The organism is Pseudomonas sp. GW823-FHT02E01, assembly GCF_058797535.1.
Window position 1 is genome coordinate 170,795 of sequence record NZ_JBXAJS010000004.1, and the last position, 17,307, is coordinate 188,101.

Below are 17,307 nucleotides of genomic sequence, written 5' to 3' on the forward strand. Positions count from 1 at the left end.
AAAAAGCCGACATCGCTGTCGGCTTTTTTGTCGGTCACTGCTTGGGCGGTTCAGCCGGTTTGGCTGGCTCACCCGGCTTCGGTGCCGGATCATCGAACAGATTCAGACGCTCGCGCAGTTCGTGCGCCGGCAGCGGTTCCTTGTCCGCCGGCAACGCGTTCGGGTCGACCGGTGCAGCCGGTGCGGCTCCCGGCGCAGCCGAACCTTGCGGTGCATCAGGAGCAGATTCAGCACCTTGCGAACCTTCGATGGCACGCTGGGCTTTCTTGGTCAGCACCACGATGTCGATACGGCGGTTCACCGGGTTGAACGGATGCTCGCGATCGAACAGGGCCGACGAGGCATAACCGACCACGCGCGCCACCTGCGCATCCGGATAGCTGCCCGCCACCAGCGCACGCCGTGCGGCGTTGGCACGGTTGGCAGACAATTCCCAGTTACCGAAATCACCGGTGCCGGTGTATGGCTTGGCATCGGTGTGGCCGCTGATACTGATCTTGTTCGGCACCGCCTTGATGGTGTCGGCCATGGCCAGCAGGATGTCTTCGAAATACGGCTTCAAGCGTGCTGAACCTGAATCGAACATCGGGCGGTTTTCCGCGTCCATGATCTGGATTCGCAGGCCGTCCGGCGTGATTTCGAACAGGATCTGATCCTTGAACTTCTGCATCTGCGGGTTTTCTTCGACCTTGTTCTGCAGTTCTTGCAGCAACAGCTCGAGGCGCTCTTTTTCGACCTGCTCGGCCATGCCTTCGACCTGATCGGTATCGATGGTGACCTTGTCCGGCTGCGGCTGGGACTTCACCTCGGGGTTGAGAGTGTTTTCCGGCGCCAGGGTCGGCGTGCCGCCCAGATCGATGATGTAGGGCGTGCCACTTTCGGAAAAGCCGATCGGGTCCTTGAAGTAACCGGCGATGGCAATTTTCTGTTCCGGCGTAGCGGTGGACAACAGCCACAACACCAGGAAGAACGCCATCATCGCCGTGGCGAAGTCGGCGAAGGCGATTTTCCAGGCGCCCCCGTGATGCCCGCCGGCGATGCGCTTGACGCGCTTGATGATTATCGGCTGGTTATTTTCCATGGCTTAACGACCGCGAACCGCTTGTTCCAGCTCGGCGAAGCTTGGACGGTGCGCCGGGTACAGGACCTTGCGCCCGAACTCCACGGCCAGCGATGGCGGCATGCCGGAAGCCGAAGCCACCAGCGAAGCCTTGATGGCTTCATAGACGTTCAGCTCTTCCTTGGCATCATGGGCCAGGGAATGGGCCAGCGGGCCGAAGAAGCCGTAGGCGGCGAGAATACCGAAGAAGGTACCCACCAGTGCCGCACCTACGTGCAGGCCGATGGACTTCTGGTCGCCTTCACCCAGCGAAGCCATGGTCACCACGATACCCAGTACCGCCGCGACGATACCGAAACCGGGCATGGCGTCGGCGATGCCGTTGACCGCGTGGGATGGGTGTTCGAGGTCTTCCTTGAGGCTGAACAGCTCCATGTCGAACAGGCCTTCCAGCTCGTGGGGAGCCATGTTGCCGGAAGACATGATGCGCAGGTAATCGCAGATGAACGCGGTCATGCGCTCGTCCTTGAGTACCGTCGGGTACTTCGCGAAGATCGGACTCGCAGCGGCATCTTCGATGTCGCCTTCGATGGCCATCATGCCTTCGCGGCGGCTCTTGTTGAGGATCTCGTAGATCAGGCCCAGCACTTCAAGGTAGAAGGCGTGGTTGAAACGTGAACTGAACATGCTCAGGGACTTCTTGAGCACGTGCATCGTCATGTAGCCGGGGTTGGCCTGCAAGAAGGCGCCGAGGGCAGCACCGCCAATGATCATGACCTCGAAAGGTTGTATCAGGGCGGCAATCTTGCCGTGGGAAAGCACGTATCCGCCGAGCACGCTCGCGAATACGACGATGATGCCGATAATTTTAGCCATAGGTTAGGAGAGCACTTACTGAGTCGGGTTCAAGGTCATATTCGGAAGTTAAAAAATCTCTTCTTCTACTTATCGGCAAAACTGCGCCAGACTATAGCCCGTTCAGGCGAAAAGCTAATTTGACCCCATCCGGGCACAGGTAATGTTGACGATGATCGCCTCCCACCATGGTTAACGAAACGAACGTTCCAACGCCAAAACCAACGACCCTCGAAGGCTGGGTCAAGCTGCTCGATGGCGTACGTCTTCCCGTCCCGCAAGCCAGCCATGACCGTGTCTGCAAGGCCATCCGCGACAATCGCAGCTCGCTGCGCGACATCGCCGACCTCATGCAAGGCAGCCCGGCCCTGGCCTTGAGCGTGATTCGCGAAGCCAACCGGCATACCCATGGCAGCATGACCGAGCCTGCGGAAAACCTTGAAATTGCAATCAACCGCCTCGGTTTGACGCGCACCGAAGAGCTGCTCGCGCGGCTACCCGCCGAACCCGAGCTCGAGATTCCCAAAGCCCTGCGTCAGTTGCAGATGATCAGCCAGCACGCCACGCAACAGGCCAACGGTTTTTTTGCCAGCCGCCTGGCGCGCCTGTGGCAGGACATCCACTGGGGCAGCCTGCTGTTTCTTTCGCCCCTGTGGCCGCTGGCACTGACCCATCCGAAACTGCTCGAAGACTGGGAGCTGCGGGTCATCCATAAAGGCGAGTCGGCACGCAAAGTCGAGCAGCAACTGTTTGGCGTACGCCTGCTGGATATCGGCCTGGCGTTGGTGGAAGTCTGGCGCTTGCCGATCTGGGTGCAGCAAGGCTATCGATTGCTGCTCACCGAGCAGCGGGAACTGGTGAAAGTCCTGCGCATCGCCCGTGACAGCGACCATCCACTGCGCCAGCAGAATCGCCTTGACGACGATCCGACCCTGCGCCGCTGGCTCAATCAACCGGCCAATACAGTGCTGCTGGCCAATGGGCTGGCGCTGTCGGCGCAACACGCCTGGGACAGCCCCCACAGCGAGCGCTGGCAGTACCTGACCAGCCTTTACCTGCAAATGCCGATGGACGAACTGCAGCAGCAATTGCACCAGCAAGCCGCCAACAGCGCACGCCAACACGCCATGCCCGACCTCTGGCACCCTGCCGAGTCGCTGATCTGGCCGTGGGGCATGAACCGTGTCCACGCAGGCTTGCTGCCGGCAGCGGCACCTACCGCCGAAGACCTGGCGAAGTGGCGCAAGCAATGCGCCGAGTTGCTGGTCGAGCCGAGCCGTTTCACCAACGCCATGCACTTGACCATCGCCGCCCGGGACGCCCTCGTGGCCTGCGGCATGCGCCGGGTGATGATCCTGATGGCCGATCGCACCCACGCCAACCTGCGCGTGCACCAGACGGCCGGCCTGTCGAAGGAAGTGGCCGGGTTGAATTTCGTGGTCAGCCAGAGCAACGTGTTGCAACGCCTGCTCGCGCAGCAGGCCCAGGTGCGCCTGACGCCTGCCAACAACGCGCAATTCTCGGCCATGTTGCCCAACAGCCTGCGCTCGCAGTTCAGCGGTGAACACTTGCTCCTGCGTTCGCTGATCAACAATGGCCGGGTGATCATGATCGTCGTGGCGGATCAAGGCGGCGGGCCGTTTTCGGAAATTTCCGTACAGGCCTTCGGCAAAACCGCACAGTGCATCGAGAAAGCCCTGCACAGCTTTAGCCACCGTGGCCAATAAGCTGCGTTACAATCCTCCCTTTTGTGCTCTGGAGACCTCACATGTCTGACTTCTCTGGCTTGCCGCTGGTGATCGAGCCGAGCGACTTGCTCCCTCGCCTCGACGCCCGCGAACTGATTCTGGTGGACTTGACCAGTGCCGCCCGCTACACCGAAGGGCACATTCCCGGCGCGCGCTTTGTCGATCCAAAGCGTACGCAGCTCGGCCAGGCCCCCGCCCCGGGGCTGATGCCCCCGCAGGCAGCACTCGAAACGCTGTTTGGTGAGCTGGGGCACAACCCCGATGCGGTCTACGTGGTGTATGACGACGAAGGCGGCGGTTGGGCCGGACGCTTCATCTGGCTGCTGGATGTCATCGGCCACAGTAAGTACCACTATATTGACGGTGGCCTGACAGCCTGGCTGGCAGCAGGCTTGCCCATGTCGATCCAGATCCCGCCGCACGTGGGCGGTCCGGTTGCGTTGACCCTGCACGATGAACCCACCGCCACCCGCGAATACCTGCAAAGCCGTCTCGGCGCCGCCGACCTGGCAATCTGGGATGCGCGCGGGCCGCTGGAGTACTCCGGCGAGAAAGTCCTGGCAGCCAAGGGCGGACACATTCCCGGCGCGATCAATTTCGAATGGACCGCTGGCATGGATCGGGCACGCCAGCTGCGCATCCGCACCGACATGCCGCAGATCCTCGAACAACTCGGGATCAGCAAAGACAAAGAAGTGATTACCCACTGCCAGACACATCATCGTTCTGGTTTCACCTATCTGGTGGCCAAGGCTCTCGGTTATCCGCGGGTCAAAGGCTACGCCGGCTCCTGGGGCGAATGGGGCAATCATCCCGATACCCCGGTAGAAATTTAAGATTTTTAAGGACCGTTAATGAACAAGCGTCTGTTTCTCCTCGGCCAGTACCTGCTGCCCCACAACTTGCTCTCGCGTCTGGCCGGCTGCATCGCCGAATGCCGCGTGCGCTGGTTCAAGAATGCCTTCACCGCCTGGTTCGCCAAACGTTATCAGGTGGACATGTCCCAGGCGCTGGTCGAAGACCTGACCGCCTATGAGCACTTCAACGCGTTCTTCACCCGCGCACTGAAAGACGGTGCCCGTCCGCTGGACGAAACCCCGGGCGCGATCCTCAGCCCCGCCGACGGCGCGATCAGCCAGCTCGGCCCGATCGAGCACGGCCGCGTGTTCCAGGCCAAGGGCCACAGCTTCAGCGTGCTGGAACTGTTGGGGGGCGATGCGGCAAACGCTGCGCCGTTCATGGGTGGCGACTTCGCGACCATCTACCTGTCGCCGAAGGACTACCACCGCGTGCACATGCCACTGGCCGGCACCCTGCGCGAGATGGTCTACATCCCGGGCCGTCTGTTCTCGGTCAACCAGACCACTGCTGAAAACGTTCCGGAATTGTTTGCCCGCAACGAGCGCGTGGCGTGCATTTTCGACACCGAACGCGGCCCGATGGCCGTGGTACTGGTGGGTGCGATGATTGTGGCCTCGATTGAAACCGTCTGGGCCGGTCTGGTCACGCCGCCGAAGCGCGAGCTGAAAACCTTCCGTTACGACGAAGCCGCACGCGCGCCGATCCACCTGGAAAAAGGTGCGGAACTGGGTCGCTTCAAACTGGGTTCGACCGCCGTCGTGCTGTTCGGGCCGGATCAGGTGAAGTGGGCTGAAGAAATGACCGCTGGCACAGCGGTGCAGATGGGTCAGGGCATGGGCGCACCGAAGGCCTGATCAACGCACATACGTGTAGGAGCGAGCCTGCTCGCGATGGGCGTTAACGATGACGCGGGCAATCTGAATGCCCGCGTCGCCTCGCCGCTCATCGCGAGCGAGCTCGCTCCTACAGTTGTTTTGCGGTGTTACAGCTGGCCGTCGCGATCGCGGAAACCCAGCAGGTAGAGCACACCATCCAGCCCCAAGGTGGAAATCGCCTGCTTGGCCGACTGCTTGACCAGCGGCTTGGCCCGGAACGCCACGCCCAACCCGGCAATCGCCAGCATCGGCAAGTCATTCGCACCATCGCCGACCGCAATGGTCTGCTCCAGGCGCAAGCCTTCCTTGTGTGCCAGTTCCTTCAGCAAATCCGCCTTGCGCTGTGCATCGACAATCGGCTCGACCGCCACGCCGGTGACTTTGCCGTCGACCACTTCAAGTTCGTTGGCGAACACGTAGTCGATTCCCAGCTTGGCCTGCAACTGCTTGGCGAAGTAGGTGAAGCCGCCCGACAGGATCGCGGTCTTGTAGCCCAGGCGCTTGAGTTCGGCGAACAGGGTTTCTGCGCCTTCGGTCAGGCGCAGCGAGGCACCGATGGAGTCCAGCACATTGACGTCCAGACCTTTGAGCAAGGCCAGGCGCTCCTTGAAGCTGGCGCGGAAATCCAGCTCACCGGCCATTGCCCGCTCGGTGATTTCCGACACTTTGTCGCCGACGCCGGCCGCCTTGGCCAGCTCATCGATCACTTCGGCTTCGATCAGCGTTGAATCCATGTCGAACACCGCCAGGCGACGGTTGCGACGGAACAGCGAATCTTCCTGGAAGGCGATGTCGACGTTCAGTTCCTGGGCGACGCTGAGGAATTCGGCACGCAGCGCCTGCGGATCAGCCGCCTCGCCACGCACGGAAAACTCGATGCAGCCCTTGCCCTTGTCGGCTGGTGTGTCCAGCGGCATGCGCCCGGACAGGCGATCGATGTGATCGATGTTCAGGCCATATTTGGCGGTGATCGAGCTCACGGCCTGCAACTGCCCGGCTGTCACCTTGCGGGTCAACAGGGTCACAATGTGGCGCTTTTTGCCCTGATTGCCGACCCACTGCTGGTAATCCTGTTCGGACACCGGCGTGAAACGCACTTGTTGATCGAGTTCATAGCCCTTGAACAAGATGTCCTTGAGCACGGACTTGCCTTGCTCGGTGTCGGGAATTTCAACCAGGATGCCGAACGACAAGGTGTCGTGGATCACCGCCTGACCGATGTCGAGAATGTTCACACCACCCTGGGCCAGAACGCCGGTAATGGCTGCAGTCAGACCCGGACGGTCGACTCCCGTGATGTTTATCAGGACGATTTCGCGCAAGGCGCACCCCCGCAAGTGGAAAAAAACCGCATTCTACCCACTTTCAGTGACCATCGGGCACCGTGAGCGCTTTGACGGTCTAGGGCCTGTCGCTATACTGCGCGTCAACTTCACGGACAAAAGAGCCGAGCTCAAGTGAACCGGCCCACGCCAGTAAAAACCGACAACTTCTTCCTGCTGATCTTCCGGGCACTGCGCCACCGCCGTGTACCGATTGCATTGCGCATCGCCAGCCATAACGTGATCCTGGTCGCCCTGGCTCTGGTCATCTATGCCGGTGTGATGGGCCTGCAGTTCAAGCAGGCCATGCACGAGCAGGCGGATGCGCTGGGCGAAAGCCTGACCACGCAGACGGCCACCTCGGCCACCGAGCTGTTGGTGTCCAACGACATCCTCAGCCTCAACGTGCTGCTCAACAACCTGACCAAGAACAAGCTGGTGGCCCACGCCGCCATCTACAGCCCGGACAACCGCATCCTCGCCGAATCCGGCCAACGCCCCAAGCATGGCCTGCTGGGCGAAGCCGAGGGCATGTACCAAAGCAAGATCACCTTCCAGGACGTGACTGCCGGGCAATTGCGCATCAGCCTGGACATGGACCAGTTCCAGCAACCGATGACCATCAGCCTGCAAAGCATGGGCATTCTGAGTGCAATCCTGCTGGCCCTGTCCCTGGCCCTGAGCCTGCGCATGGGGCGTTATCTCTCCACGCCGCTGCTGCAATTGCGGGTGTGGCTGCGCAATATCGATGAATTCACCCCGGCCACTGACCGCCAGGACGAAATCGGCGACCTGGCGCGCCAGCTGCACGCCAACTTCGCCCCGGAACCGGCCCCTGTGCCAGAACCGGAACCGGAGTTCGACGACATGGATGACGAGGCCGACCCGGCCTTCGAAGTCCGTAACCTGCGCGATCCGAGTTTCGACGAGAGCCGCCCGGTAGCGGCGCTCAAACCAGCGCCACGACAGATCGTCAGCACCGTTGAAGACGACGATGACGAAGACCCGTTCGCCGATCTGCGCGACGAGTCGCTGGACAGCACCCCACAACCGGTGATTCGCAAAGCCACGCCGAGCGTACCGCAACACAGCGCGGTGCTGGCGGTGCAACTGGGCTCCCAGGAGCAACTGCGACGCCTGCCGCGGGCGCGTCTTGAAGAACTGCTCGAGCGCTATCGCGATTGCCTAGACCAGGCAGCTTCCCTGTATCAGGGCGAAGTAGAGACCTTGAACGATGGCAGCACGCTGATGCTGTTCCACACCGAAGACAGCGGCGACGATTACCTGACCAACGCCATTTGCTGTGGCGAGCTGCTGCGGGCCCTGGGCCACCAGTTGCAGATCGAAGTCGCGGACAGTGGCATCACCCTGCAATTGCAGCTTGGCCTGACTCTGGGCGACGAACTGTTCGGCCTGAGCCAGATCGACTTGCTGCTGACCGACCCTGCCCAGGACGCCCTGGCCCTGTCGCAACACAGCCGCAACCTGCTGCTGGTGGAGCGCAAGATCAGTGACGACGTGTTGATTCGCCAGCGCGCGCGGATCCGCCCGATCGCCAGCCCTGAAGGTGCGTGCTGCGTGGAACGGTTGATGGAGCCGTATCCGTCGATGCTTGAACGGCAACTGGCGCGGATGCATGAGCGTCGAGCTTAAGCCTTAACCTCGATATGAAGAAGCCCGCAGATGAGTGATCGTCTGCGGGCTTTTTTGTTGCCTGTTCTGGCCTCATCGCGAGCAAGCTCGCTCCCACACTTGATCCGGGTTAGCCCAAGGGTGTGCTCACTGAAGATCCCCTGTGGGAGCGAGCTTGCTCGCGATGAGGCCAGAACAGGCGCTAGATATCTCCAACCTGTAAAAACAACAAAGCCCGCATCAATGCGGGCTTTGTATGGATTCAGTCCAGACTTAGAAGCGGAACACTTCCATATCCGTACGAATCGGCGCGGCCATCGGGATCTTCGGCTGCTTTTCCTGTTCTACCGCAGGTGCTGCCGCCTTGGCTGCCGGCTTGCGTGGGGCTTCGGCGATCGGCGGCTGATTGGCCAAAGGCTTGAGCGCCACCGACAGTTGTTCGGCCAGGCGCTGCAACAACACACCCTGTGCCTGGACCTGAGCCGCCGTGGTACCGGCATGCTGTTCCTGCAAATGGATAATGCGGTTGTCGCGGACCTGCCCGCGACGGTCGATCAGGCGCCATTGCGCGTCGAGGATCGCCGGTTGTTTTTCACCCGAATCCAGGCGCGTGATAGTCAGCAGCACCTGAACGTCCGGGGTGAAGCCCACTGTCGCCGGGGCCAGCACTACGCGCTGACTGTCCAGGCGACCCGCGACCTGGCGCAGCAGTAGCTGATCGATATCCGACGAAAGGCTGCCAGCCCAACGACCGTCGGTCGAGGCTTGCAGGCTGCCATCCGGCTGACGCTGCAACAGGGTTTCGCGTTGCAGGTAGTCGGCCACGGTGACCGGCCCCAACAATACCGCCATGCCCGCGTTCTGTGCGGGCTGTACCGGACTACCAGCGTCCAGTTGATACAACGACACCGGCTGGTGAACGCTGCAACCCGCCAGGCCAAGAACGCCGGCGAGCAAAAGAATAAAAGGAAGGCGCAGAGCAGTCATCGTCCCATCCAGGTGGTCGCTAAAAGGCTGACCACAGTGAAAATACTCAATAAATATGAAGAACGCGCGGCAATGCCGGCGCTTGAAAGGCCATATCATCCGTGAATATGCGTTCCGACTCCAGCGCAAAGCGCCGAACTACGGGTTAATTCGTAGTTCGGCGCTTCCAGGGGGCGTTCTCGCCTAGTTTCACCACCGCGTTGTCGCCTTAAAGCGGGCCAGGCAAGGCGGAGGCCGCAGGTAATGGTTGCTCCCTTTCCAAGGCCTCCAACGCAGCCTGGCCCGCTTTAAGGCACAACCCGAAGGGCCGGGCCTGCTGTTGTGCAGGGCTGTGTTGCTCGAAGCTTATTTGGAATGACCAAACCTCGCTTCTCGCGCCTTGCCCTGCTCAACAGCAGACCCGGCGCGGTGGTGAAACTAGTCGAGAACGCCCCCAGGTCGCCTAATTGAGGTTTTCGACGAGCAGCGCATCGACCCTCTGGAAGCCACGCGGCAACTTGTTGCCACGACGACCACGTTCACCCTTGTAGTGTTCAAGATCGTCCGCTTTCAGTGACAAGGTACGTTTCCCGGCCTGCAACACCAGTGTTGCACCGTCCGGCAATACGGCGATGTCCGTCACATACTCTTCGCGACTGGCCACTCGCTCACCGGGAATCCCGATGATCTTGTTGCCTTTGCCTTTACCTAATTGTGGCAGGTCGCTGATTTTGAAGATCAGCAGGCGACCTTCGGTCGTCACCGACGCCAGCCAGTTCTGTTCACGATCGGCCACAGGGCGCGGCAGCATGACCTTGGCGTTGTTCGGCAGGCTCAACAGGGCCTTGCCCGCCTTGTTCTTGGCCTGCAGGTCTTCACCCTTGACCACGAAGCCGTAGCCGGCGTCGGAGGCGATCACGTACAGCGCATCGTCTTCCGGCATCAGCACGCACTCGAAACTCGCCCCTGGCGGCGGCGTCAGGCGACCCGTCAGCGGCTCGCCCTGGCCACGGGCCGACGGCAAGGTATGGGCGGCCACCGAATAACTGCGGCCCGTGGAGTCGATAAACACGGCAAACTGGTTGGAGCGCCCGGCTGCCAGTGCCTTGAAGCCGTCCCCGGCCTTGTAGGAGAGCCCGGTGGCGTCGATTTCGTGGCCTTTGGCGGAGCGAATCCAGCCTTTTTCCGACAACACGACCGTCACTTTCTCGTTCGGCAGCAGGTCGTGCTCGGTCAGGGCCTTGGCTTCGGCGCGCTCGACAATAGGCGACCGGCGGTCATCACCGTAGGTTTCAGCGTCCTTGATCAGTTCGCTGCGCACCAGTTTTTTCAACTTGGCTTCGCTGCTCAGCAGGGCTTGCAGCTTGGCTTGTTCCTTGAGCAGTTCATCCTGCTCGGCACGCAGTTTCATCTCTTCCAGTCGCGCCAACTGACGCAGACGGGTGTCGAGGATGTAGTCGGCCTGGATTTCGCTCAGGGCGAAGCGTTCGATCAGCCTGGCCCGTGGCTGCTCCTCGGTGCGGATGATGTGGATCACTTCATCCAGGTTGAGGTAGGCAATCAGCAAACCGTCCAACAGGTGCAGGCGACGTTCGACCTTGTCGAGGCGGAATTGCAGGCGACGACGCACGGTCTGCACCCGGAACTCCAGCCATTCGACCAGCAGCGCCCGCAGGTTTTTCAGCTGCGGCTTGCCGTCCAGGCCGATGATGTTGATGTTGACCCGGTAGCTCGACTCCAGCTCGGTGCTGGCGAACAGGTGCTGCATCAGCGCATCGTGGTCGAAGTTTTTCCGTGCGCCCGGAATGATCACGATCCGGCACGGGTTTTCGTGGTCGGATTCGTCACGCAGGTCGGCAATTTGCGGCGCCTTTGACGGCTTGGCCTGCATCATCGCGGCGATCTGCTCCAGCACCTTGGCGCCCGAGACCTGATGCGGCAGCGCGGTGACGATGATGTCGCCGTCTTCGATGTGATACACGGCGCGCATGCGCACAGAACCGCGACCGGTTTCGTAGATTTTCAGCAGGTCGGCGCGCGGGGTGATGATTTCCGCTTCGGTCGGGTAGTCCGGGCCCTGGATGTGTTCACAGAGCTGTTCGACCGTGGCCTTGGGCTCATCGAGCAAACGCACGCACGCCGTGGCGACTTCCCGCAGGTTGTGCGGCGGCACGTCGGTGGCCATGCCCACGGCGATACCGGTGGTGCCGTTGAGCAGGATGTTCGGCAGGCGGGCCGGCAACACCAGCGGCTCGTCCAGCGTACCGTCGAAGTTCGGGCCCCAATCCGCCGTGCCCTGGCCCAGTTCGCTGAGCAGCACTTCGGAATAACGCGACAGCCGCGCTTCGGTGTAACGCATGGCGGCGAAGGACTTGGGATCATCCGGCGCACCCCAGTTGCCCTGGCCGTCGACCAGCGTATAGCGATAGCTGAACGGCTGGGCCATCAGCACCATGGCTTCGTAGCAGGCCGAGTCGCCGTGGGGGTGGAATTTACCGAGCACGTCACCGACGGTACGTGCCGACTTCTTGTGCTTGGAATCAGCGTCCAGCCCCAGCTCGCTCATGGCGTAGACGATACGCCGCTGTACCGGTTTCAGGCCGTCGCCGATATGCGGCAGGGCACGGTCCATGATCACGTACATGGAGTAGTTGAGGTAGGCATTTTCGGTGAAGTCAGCCAGTGACCGGCGTTCTACACCGTCCAGGCTGAGATCAAGGGAGTCGCTCATGCGGGCCTCATCGGTTCGTTGTCTGGCGCAGCAGCATGGTGCCACCGCGCTGGGTAAATTCAAGTTTGTTCAGTGCGCTCATGCCGAGCAACACTTGATCGCCATGCAGCCCCGGGGCCACCAGTGCGCGTACATCCCGCAGCACGATGTCGCCCAGTTGCAGGCGTTCAATACGGGTGCGATAGCCCTGACTCAGGCCATTGGCCGTGCTCAGGGTCACGCCGAATCCTTCTTCGAGCTTCAAACGCTTGGCCAGGTCCGCCGGAATCGACACATCGGTCGCCCCGGTATCGAGCATGAAGTCCACCGGATGGCCGTTGATCTGACCGCTGGCGACAAAATGCCCCTGCGCATTGCTCACCAGTTTCACCTCAATGAAACCCTCGCCCTGCTCCGAGCTGACCACCACGTTCGGATTTTGCTGACGCGCTTCCCACTGGCCGAAAAAACGCGTGGCCAGAAACAACGCGGCACACCAGGCCAGTACCATAAACACCCGGCCGATGCGCTGCCCCGGGCTTCGTTGTCTCATGACTTGGCACTCCAGCCACCTTCCGGTGCAGCAAAACGCCAGACCACCGGACGGACTTCGCCATCGGCGCGAGCACCGTTGTTGTTGTCGATACCGATCCAGGCACCGTAAGCGTCCACTACCAGCGCTTCCGCGAGGCCATAATCCTGTGGATAACGCCGATTTTCCTGCAATGCCTCTTCGGCAAACGACCAGCAACGCTCGACTTTGGCGGTCAGCGCATCTCGGCGGCAGACCTCGAACGCATTGCGCTCCAGGGTAAACAGCTTGCCGTTGAACAATGACAGATCGGCAAAATCCCGAGGCATCGCTCTGGCGTTGGGAAACTGTGCGGGTTGCATTTCTTTCCCGGCTTCACTCAGCAGCACGCATCCACCATCGCAGTCCCACACCAATTGCTTGCGCTTGATCAGCAGCAACCCGCGGCTCTCGCGCTCGGCAGCCAACCACAACTGGTCACCTTCAGGATTGATCGCCAAGCCTTCGAACAGTGCATTGAAACGCAACAACATGCCGCTGGCCCGGGCTTCACGCGCCATGAGCGGCGAAATCTTCAGCCAGGACGTCGGCCCGGTTGGCGGTATTTGCAACACCGCTGCATGGGATTCGCTGACCACGTAACGATTGCCGGCGCGGTCACAGGTGATACCTTCGAAATCCAGATTGCCGCCACGCACGAACGAAGCGGCCCAGGTCCGCGAACGCAATCCCCAGGGCAACCCGCTGTCAGGTACTTCAGGTACGCCGATGCCCACGGCCTCTGCGCGCCAGACGTTGGCCCGGGTATCGAGACGATAGATCTGATCATCGTCACGGTCGGAGACCGTCCACAGCTCCTTGCCGCACTGGGCCAGCCCGGACAGGTTGCCGCCGCGCATGCCATCGACGGCATGCTCGGACAACAGACGCAGTTGCGGTGTCGGTTCGCCAGACACCGTCATTGAGGTCAGCAGCAACGCACACGCCAGGGCAAAGCCCAAGCGCATCAGCCCAGCACCTCGGCCAGGTTGCCCTTGGACTCCAGCCAGGTCTTGCGGTCACCGGCACGCTTCTTCGCCAGCAGCATGTCCATCATCTCCGAGGTAGCCTCGAAATCCTCCAGGGTCAACTGCACCAGACGCCGGGTGTTCGGGTCCATGGTGGTCTCGCGCAACTGCGGCGGGTTCATTTCGCCCAGACCCTTGAATCGGGTGACCTGCGGCTTGCCGCGCTTCTTCTCGGCCACCAGGCGATCGAGAATCCCGTCGCGCTCGGCTTCATCGAGGGCGTAGTAGATCTCTTTGCCCAGGTCGATGCGGTACAACGGCGGCATCGCGACGTAAACGTGACCGGCATCGACCAACGGGCGGAAATGCTGGACGAACAAGGCGCACAGCAAGGTCGCGATGTGCAGACCGTCGGAGTCGGCGTCGGCGAGGATGCAGATCTTGCCGTAGCGCAGCTGGCTCATGTCCGCCGCGCCCGGATCGACACCGATGGCCACGGCGATGTTGTGCACTTCCTGGCTGGCCAGCACTTCGCTGCCGTCGACTTCCCAGGTATTGAGGATCTTGCCGCGCAACGGCAGGATCGCCTGGAACTCCTTGTCCCGCGCCTGCTTGGCCGAACCGCCGGCGGAATCACCTTCGACCAGGAACAGCTCGGAACGCATCGGATCCTGTCCGGCACAGTCGGCCAGTTTGCCCGGCAGCGCCGGGCCTTGGGTAATGCGTTTGCGCTCGACCTTCTTGCTGGCCTTGAGGCGACGGCCGGCGTTGTTGATCGCCAGTTCCGCCAGCAACATGCCGGTTTCCGGGTTGGCATTGAGCCACAGGCTGAACGCATCCTTGACCACACCGGAGACGAACGCCGCCGCTTCACGGGACGACAGGCGCTCCTTGGTCTGCCCGGAGAATTGCGGTTCCTGCATCTTCATCGACAGAACGAAGGCGATGCGTTCCCAGACGTCTTCCGGTGCCAGCTTCACGCCACGCGGCAGCAGGCTGCGGAATTCGCAGAACTCGCGCATGGCGTCGAGCAGGCCCTGACGCAGACCGTTGACATGGGTACCGCCCTGGGCCGTCGGGATCAGGTTGACGTAGCTTTCCTGCACCGCATCGCCGCCTTCCGGCAGCCACAGCAGCGCCCAATCCACGGCTTCCTTGTTACCGGCAAAAGCGCCGCAGAACGGTTCGTTCGGCAGGCGCTCGAATTCGCTGACCGCATCCACCAGATAGGAACGCAGGCCGTCTTCGTAATGCCATTCGACTTTCTCGCCGGTGGCCTTGTCTTCAAAACTGACCAGCAAGCCCGGGCACAGAACGGCCTTGGCCTTGAGCACGTGTTTGAGGCGGCTGATGGAGAATTTTGGTGAGTCGAAGTATTTCGGGTCCGGCGCAAAGAACACGCTGGTCCCGGTATTGCGCTTGCCGACAGTACCGACGACTTCAAGCTCGGTGGCCTTGTAGCCATCCTTGAAGGTCATCTGGTATTCGTTGCCGTCACGTTTTACACGCACCCGCACTTCGGTGGACAAGGCGTTGACCACGGAAATACCCACCCCGTGCAAGCCGCCGGAGAACTGGTAGTTCTTGTTGGAAAACTTGCCACCGGCATGCAGCTTGGTGAGGATCAACTCGACGCCCGAAACACCTTCCTCGGGGTGAATGTCCACCGGCATGCCTCGGCCGTCATCGCTGACCTCCAGGGAATGGTCGGCATGCAGGATCACCTGCACCGATGTGGCATGCCCGGCCAAGGCTTCGTCGACACTGTTGTCGATGACTTCCTGGGCAAGGTGGTTCGGCCGACTGGTGTCGGTGTACATGCCGGGGCGTTTGCGCACCGGGTCGAGGCCCGAGAGGACTTCGATGGCGTCTGCGTTATAAGAGCTAGCGCTGGGAGTGGCCATGGGGTCTCGTCGTCAGTGTTCGGTGAAAAAAGAATTCATGGGGCTATCGCTCACAGTGCGGTGAAATCGATTGCCTGATACAAATCGGCGCCAATGCCGGCAAAACTCAACATGGTCGGCAGTTGCGTGGCAAAACCCTGGAAACTGTGGTCGCCGCCGGCCTGGATACGCAAGGCGCATGCCCGGTAATACTGCTGGGCGAGGCGATAGTCCAGCGTTTCGTCTGCCGTCTGCAACCATACCTGATAACGCTGTGGATCCTGGGGCGCCGGCACTTCCAGTTCGGCCAGGGCCACCACGTGGTCGTGGGTCATTTCCCAGGTCTCTTCGGTATACAGGTTTTTCTGCGTCCCCAGATAGCCGTCGAACATCCGGTGCGGGCTGACGGCAGGGTTGATCAACAGGGCTTTCAAGCCATGGCGCTCGGCCAGGTGAGTGGCATAGTAGCCGCCGAGCGAGCTGCCGACCAGCAGTGGCCGCCCCAGCTCGGCAATCGCTTGCTCCAGCTGCTCGATAGCCTGGCGCGGGTGATGGTGCAATGCCGGAACGCGCAAGTGTTCGCTCAGGCCCAGACGCTCCATCACCTCGACCAACTGACAGGCCTTCTTCGACAACGGCGAGCTGTTGAAGCCGTGGATATAAAGGATCGAACCGGACATTTGAGCTCCCTGTGCGTCGGCTAAAGAGGCGGAGTTTACTGTAGGAGCGCGCTTGCTCGCGATGGGCGTCAACGATAACGGTGAAAACCTGGCGCCCCGCGGTGCTCTCAGCGCTTTTCGCGAGCGAGCTCGCTCCTACAAGGGATTTATGAACAACGCAGATCCAATGTGGGAGCGAGCTTGCTCGCGATGGTCGTCAACGATAACGGTGCAAACCTGACGCCCCGCGGCGCTCTCAGGCTAATCGCGAGCGAGCTCGCTCCTACAGGGGGGTCAGTAGCCGTTGGAACCGTAATCCACGGTGAAATCAAACCCGGTGACCCGCTCGACACCCGTTTCCAGCCGCCCATCGGGCAGCAACCGCAGCCAGCGATATCCTGGGGCCTGTTCCCCGACCTTGAAATCCTCACTGCCGGGCTCGAACTGGATGCAGGTCGAGGGCGAGGCGATCAAACGTACGCCGTTGCGCATCCGGTCGACTTCCTGGTGCACATGCCCCCACAACACCGCACGTACCTGCTCGAAGCGATCCAGCACGGCGAACAGCGCCTCGGGATTGCGCAGGCCTATCGGCTCCATCCATGCACAACCGATGGACACCGGGTGATGGTGGAAGCACACCAGATGATGGCGTTCCGGCGCTTCGCTCAATGAGCGGGCGAGCAACTGCAGCTGTTCATCCTGCAAATAACCCGGCACCGAGCCTGGCACCGCCGAATCGAGCAACGTGACCCGCCAGTTGCCGATATCCACCACCGGTTCGAGCAAAGCGCTCTGCACCGCCGCCTCGGCCATGATCTGCGGCTCATCGTGATTGCCGGGAATCCAGCGCGCCGGCGCATCGAGCTGACGCGTCATGTCGCGAAATTGTTTGTAGGACTCCAGCGTCCCGTCCTGGGACAGATCACCCGTGGCCAGGATCAAGTCAATCCGCGGCTGTTGCGCGCGCACCAGTTCGATGACCTTTTGCAGGCTGTCGCGGGTGTTCATGCCCAGCAACGCGCGGTCCGCTTCGGCAAACAGGTGACTATCGGAGAGTTGCACCAGCAACGCCGGATCGGCGGTGGTCAATGTGGATACGCTCGGCAAGGCGTTCTCCCAGGGCGTGATCACGGGGATGGGTAAGTGCCGCAATTATGCTGGGGGACGATCGAAAGGGGAAATCTGTGAACCTGA

Annotated in this window: 14 protein-coding genes; 4 read left to right on the forward strand and 10 right to left on the reverse strand. The window is 61.3% G+C overall.

Annotated elements, in window-relative coordinates:
* Nucleotides 1-34: 34 nt before the first annotated feature.
* Both motB and motA read right to left on the reverse strand, forming a co-directional pair.
* A complete protein-coding gene (gene motB / locus AC1RDQ_RS11035) occupies nucleotides 35-1,081 on the reverse strand; it encodes a flagellar motor protein MotB (RefSeq protein ID WP_492587236.1) in 1,047 nt (348 codons plus the stop codon).
* 3 nt (nucleotides 1,082-1,084) lie between these two features.
* A complete protein-coding gene (gene motA / locus AC1RDQ_RS11040) occupies nucleotides 1,085-1,936 on the reverse strand; it encodes a flagellar motor stator protein MotA (protein ID WP_015093220.1) in 852 nt (283 codons plus the stop codon).
* 167 nt (nucleotides 1,937-2,103) lie between these two features.
* Between motA and AC1RDQ_RS11045 the strand changes: the two genes are divergently transcribed.
* The 3 genes from AC1RDQ_RS11045 to asd are packed head-to-tail and all read left to right on the forward strand — an operon-like array spanning nucleotide 2,104 to nucleotide 5,378.
* A complete protein-coding gene (locus tag AC1RDQ_RS11045; RefSeq protein WP_492587238.1) occupies nucleotides 2,104-3,642 on the forward strand; it encodes an HDOD domain-containing protein in 1,539 nt (512 codons plus the stop codon).
* A 41-nt stretch (nucleotides 3,643-3,683) separates the two neighbouring features.
* A complete protein-coding gene (locus AC1RDQ_RS11050; protein ID WP_150811899.1) occupies nucleotides 3,684-4,499 on the forward strand; it encodes a rhodanese-like domain-containing protein in 816 nt (271 codons plus the stop codon).
* Nucleotides 4,500-4,517: 18 nt separating this feature from the next.
* Entirely contained in the window at nucleotides 4,518-5,378 is an 861-nt protein-coding gene (gene asd / locus AC1RDQ_RS11055) for an archaetidylserine decarboxylase (protein ID WP_095964686.1), read from the forward strand.
* Nucleotides 5,379-5,506: 128 nt separating this feature from the next.
* On the opposite strand, the gene serB is transcribed toward asd, so the two are convergent.
* On the reverse strand, nucleotides 5,507-6,721 hold the full coding sequence (serB, locus tag AC1RDQ_RS11060) for a phosphoserine phosphatase SerB (protein ID WP_057395688.1): 1,215 nt from the start codon (nucleotides 6,719-6,721) through the stop codon (nucleotides 5,507-5,509).
* A gap of 135 nt (nucleotides 6,722-6,856) precedes the next feature.
* On the opposite strand from serB, the gene AC1RDQ_RS11065 reads away from it, so the two are divergent.
* Nucleotides 6,857-8,374 carry an AhpA/YtjB family protein gene (locus AC1RDQ_RS11065; protein ID WP_154910352.1) on the forward strand — a complete coding sequence of 506 codons (1,518 nt, stop codon included), beginning with the start codon at nucleotides 6,857-6,859 and terminating at the stop codon, nucleotides 8,372-8,374.
* A 252-nt stretch (nucleotides 8,375-8,626) separates the two neighbouring features.
* Here the strand turns inward: AC1RDQ_RS11065 and AC1RDQ_RS11070 are convergent, their stop codons facing one another.
* From AC1RDQ_RS11070 to cpdA, 7 genes are all read right to left on the reverse strand, one after another.
* Nucleotides 8,627-9,340, reverse strand: a complete 714-nt coding sequence (locus AC1RDQ_RS11070) for a PqiC family protein (protein ID WP_057712257.1) — start codon at nucleotides 9,338-9,340, stop codon at nucleotides 8,627-8,629.
* A gap of 442 nt (nucleotides 9,341-9,782) precedes the next feature.
* Nucleotides 9,783-12,050 carry a DNA topoisomerase IV subunit A gene (parC, locus tag AC1RDQ_RS11075; RefSeq protein ID WP_057396215.1) on the reverse strand — a complete coding sequence of 756 codons (2,268 nt, stop codon included), beginning with the start codon at nucleotides 12,048-12,050 and terminating at the stop codon, nucleotides 9,783-9,785.
* Between the two features lie 7 nt (nucleotides 12,051-12,057).
* Nucleotides 12,058-12,582, reverse strand: a complete 525-nt coding sequence (locus AC1RDQ_RS11080) for a retropepsin-like aspartic protease family protein (RefSeq protein WP_057712259.1) — start codon at nucleotides 12,580-12,582, stop codon at nucleotides 12,058-12,060.
* Nucleotides 12,579-13,568, reverse strand: coding sequence for an esterase-like activity of phytase family protein (locus tag AC1RDQ_RS11085; RefSeq protein ID WP_492587240.1), 990 nt, complete (start codon nucleotides 13,566-13,568; stop codon nucleotides 12,579-12,581). The genes AC1RDQ_RS11080 and AC1RDQ_RS11085 overlap by 4 nt, the downstream gene beginning before the upstream one ends.
* Nucleotides 13,568-15,472 (reverse strand): DNA topoisomerase IV subunit B, encoded by a 1,905-nt coding sequence (gene parE / locus AC1RDQ_RS11090; RefSeq protein WP_340312326.1) that lies wholly within the window; start codon nucleotides 15,470-15,472, stop codon nucleotides 13,568-13,570. Before parE ends, AC1RDQ_RS11085 begins: the two co-directional genes overlap by 1 nt.
* Before the next feature lie 50 nt (nucleotides 15,473-15,522).
* The gene (locus AC1RDQ_RS11095; protein ID WP_492587242.1) at nucleotides 15,523-16,131 is read right to left on the reverse strand and encodes a YqiA/YcfP family alpha/beta fold hydrolase; all 609 of its coding nucleotides are present in this window, start codon (nucleotides 16,129-16,131) and stop codon (nucleotides 15,523-15,525) included.
* A gap of 273 nt (nucleotides 16,132-16,404) precedes the next feature.
* A complete protein-coding gene (cpdA, locus tag AC1RDQ_RS11100) occupies nucleotides 16,405-17,220 on the reverse strand; it encodes a 3',5'-cyclic-AMP phosphodiesterase (RefSeq protein ID WP_492587244.1) in 816 nt (271 codons plus the stop codon).
* Between the last annotated feature and the right edge of the window lie 87 nt (nucleotides 17,221-17,307).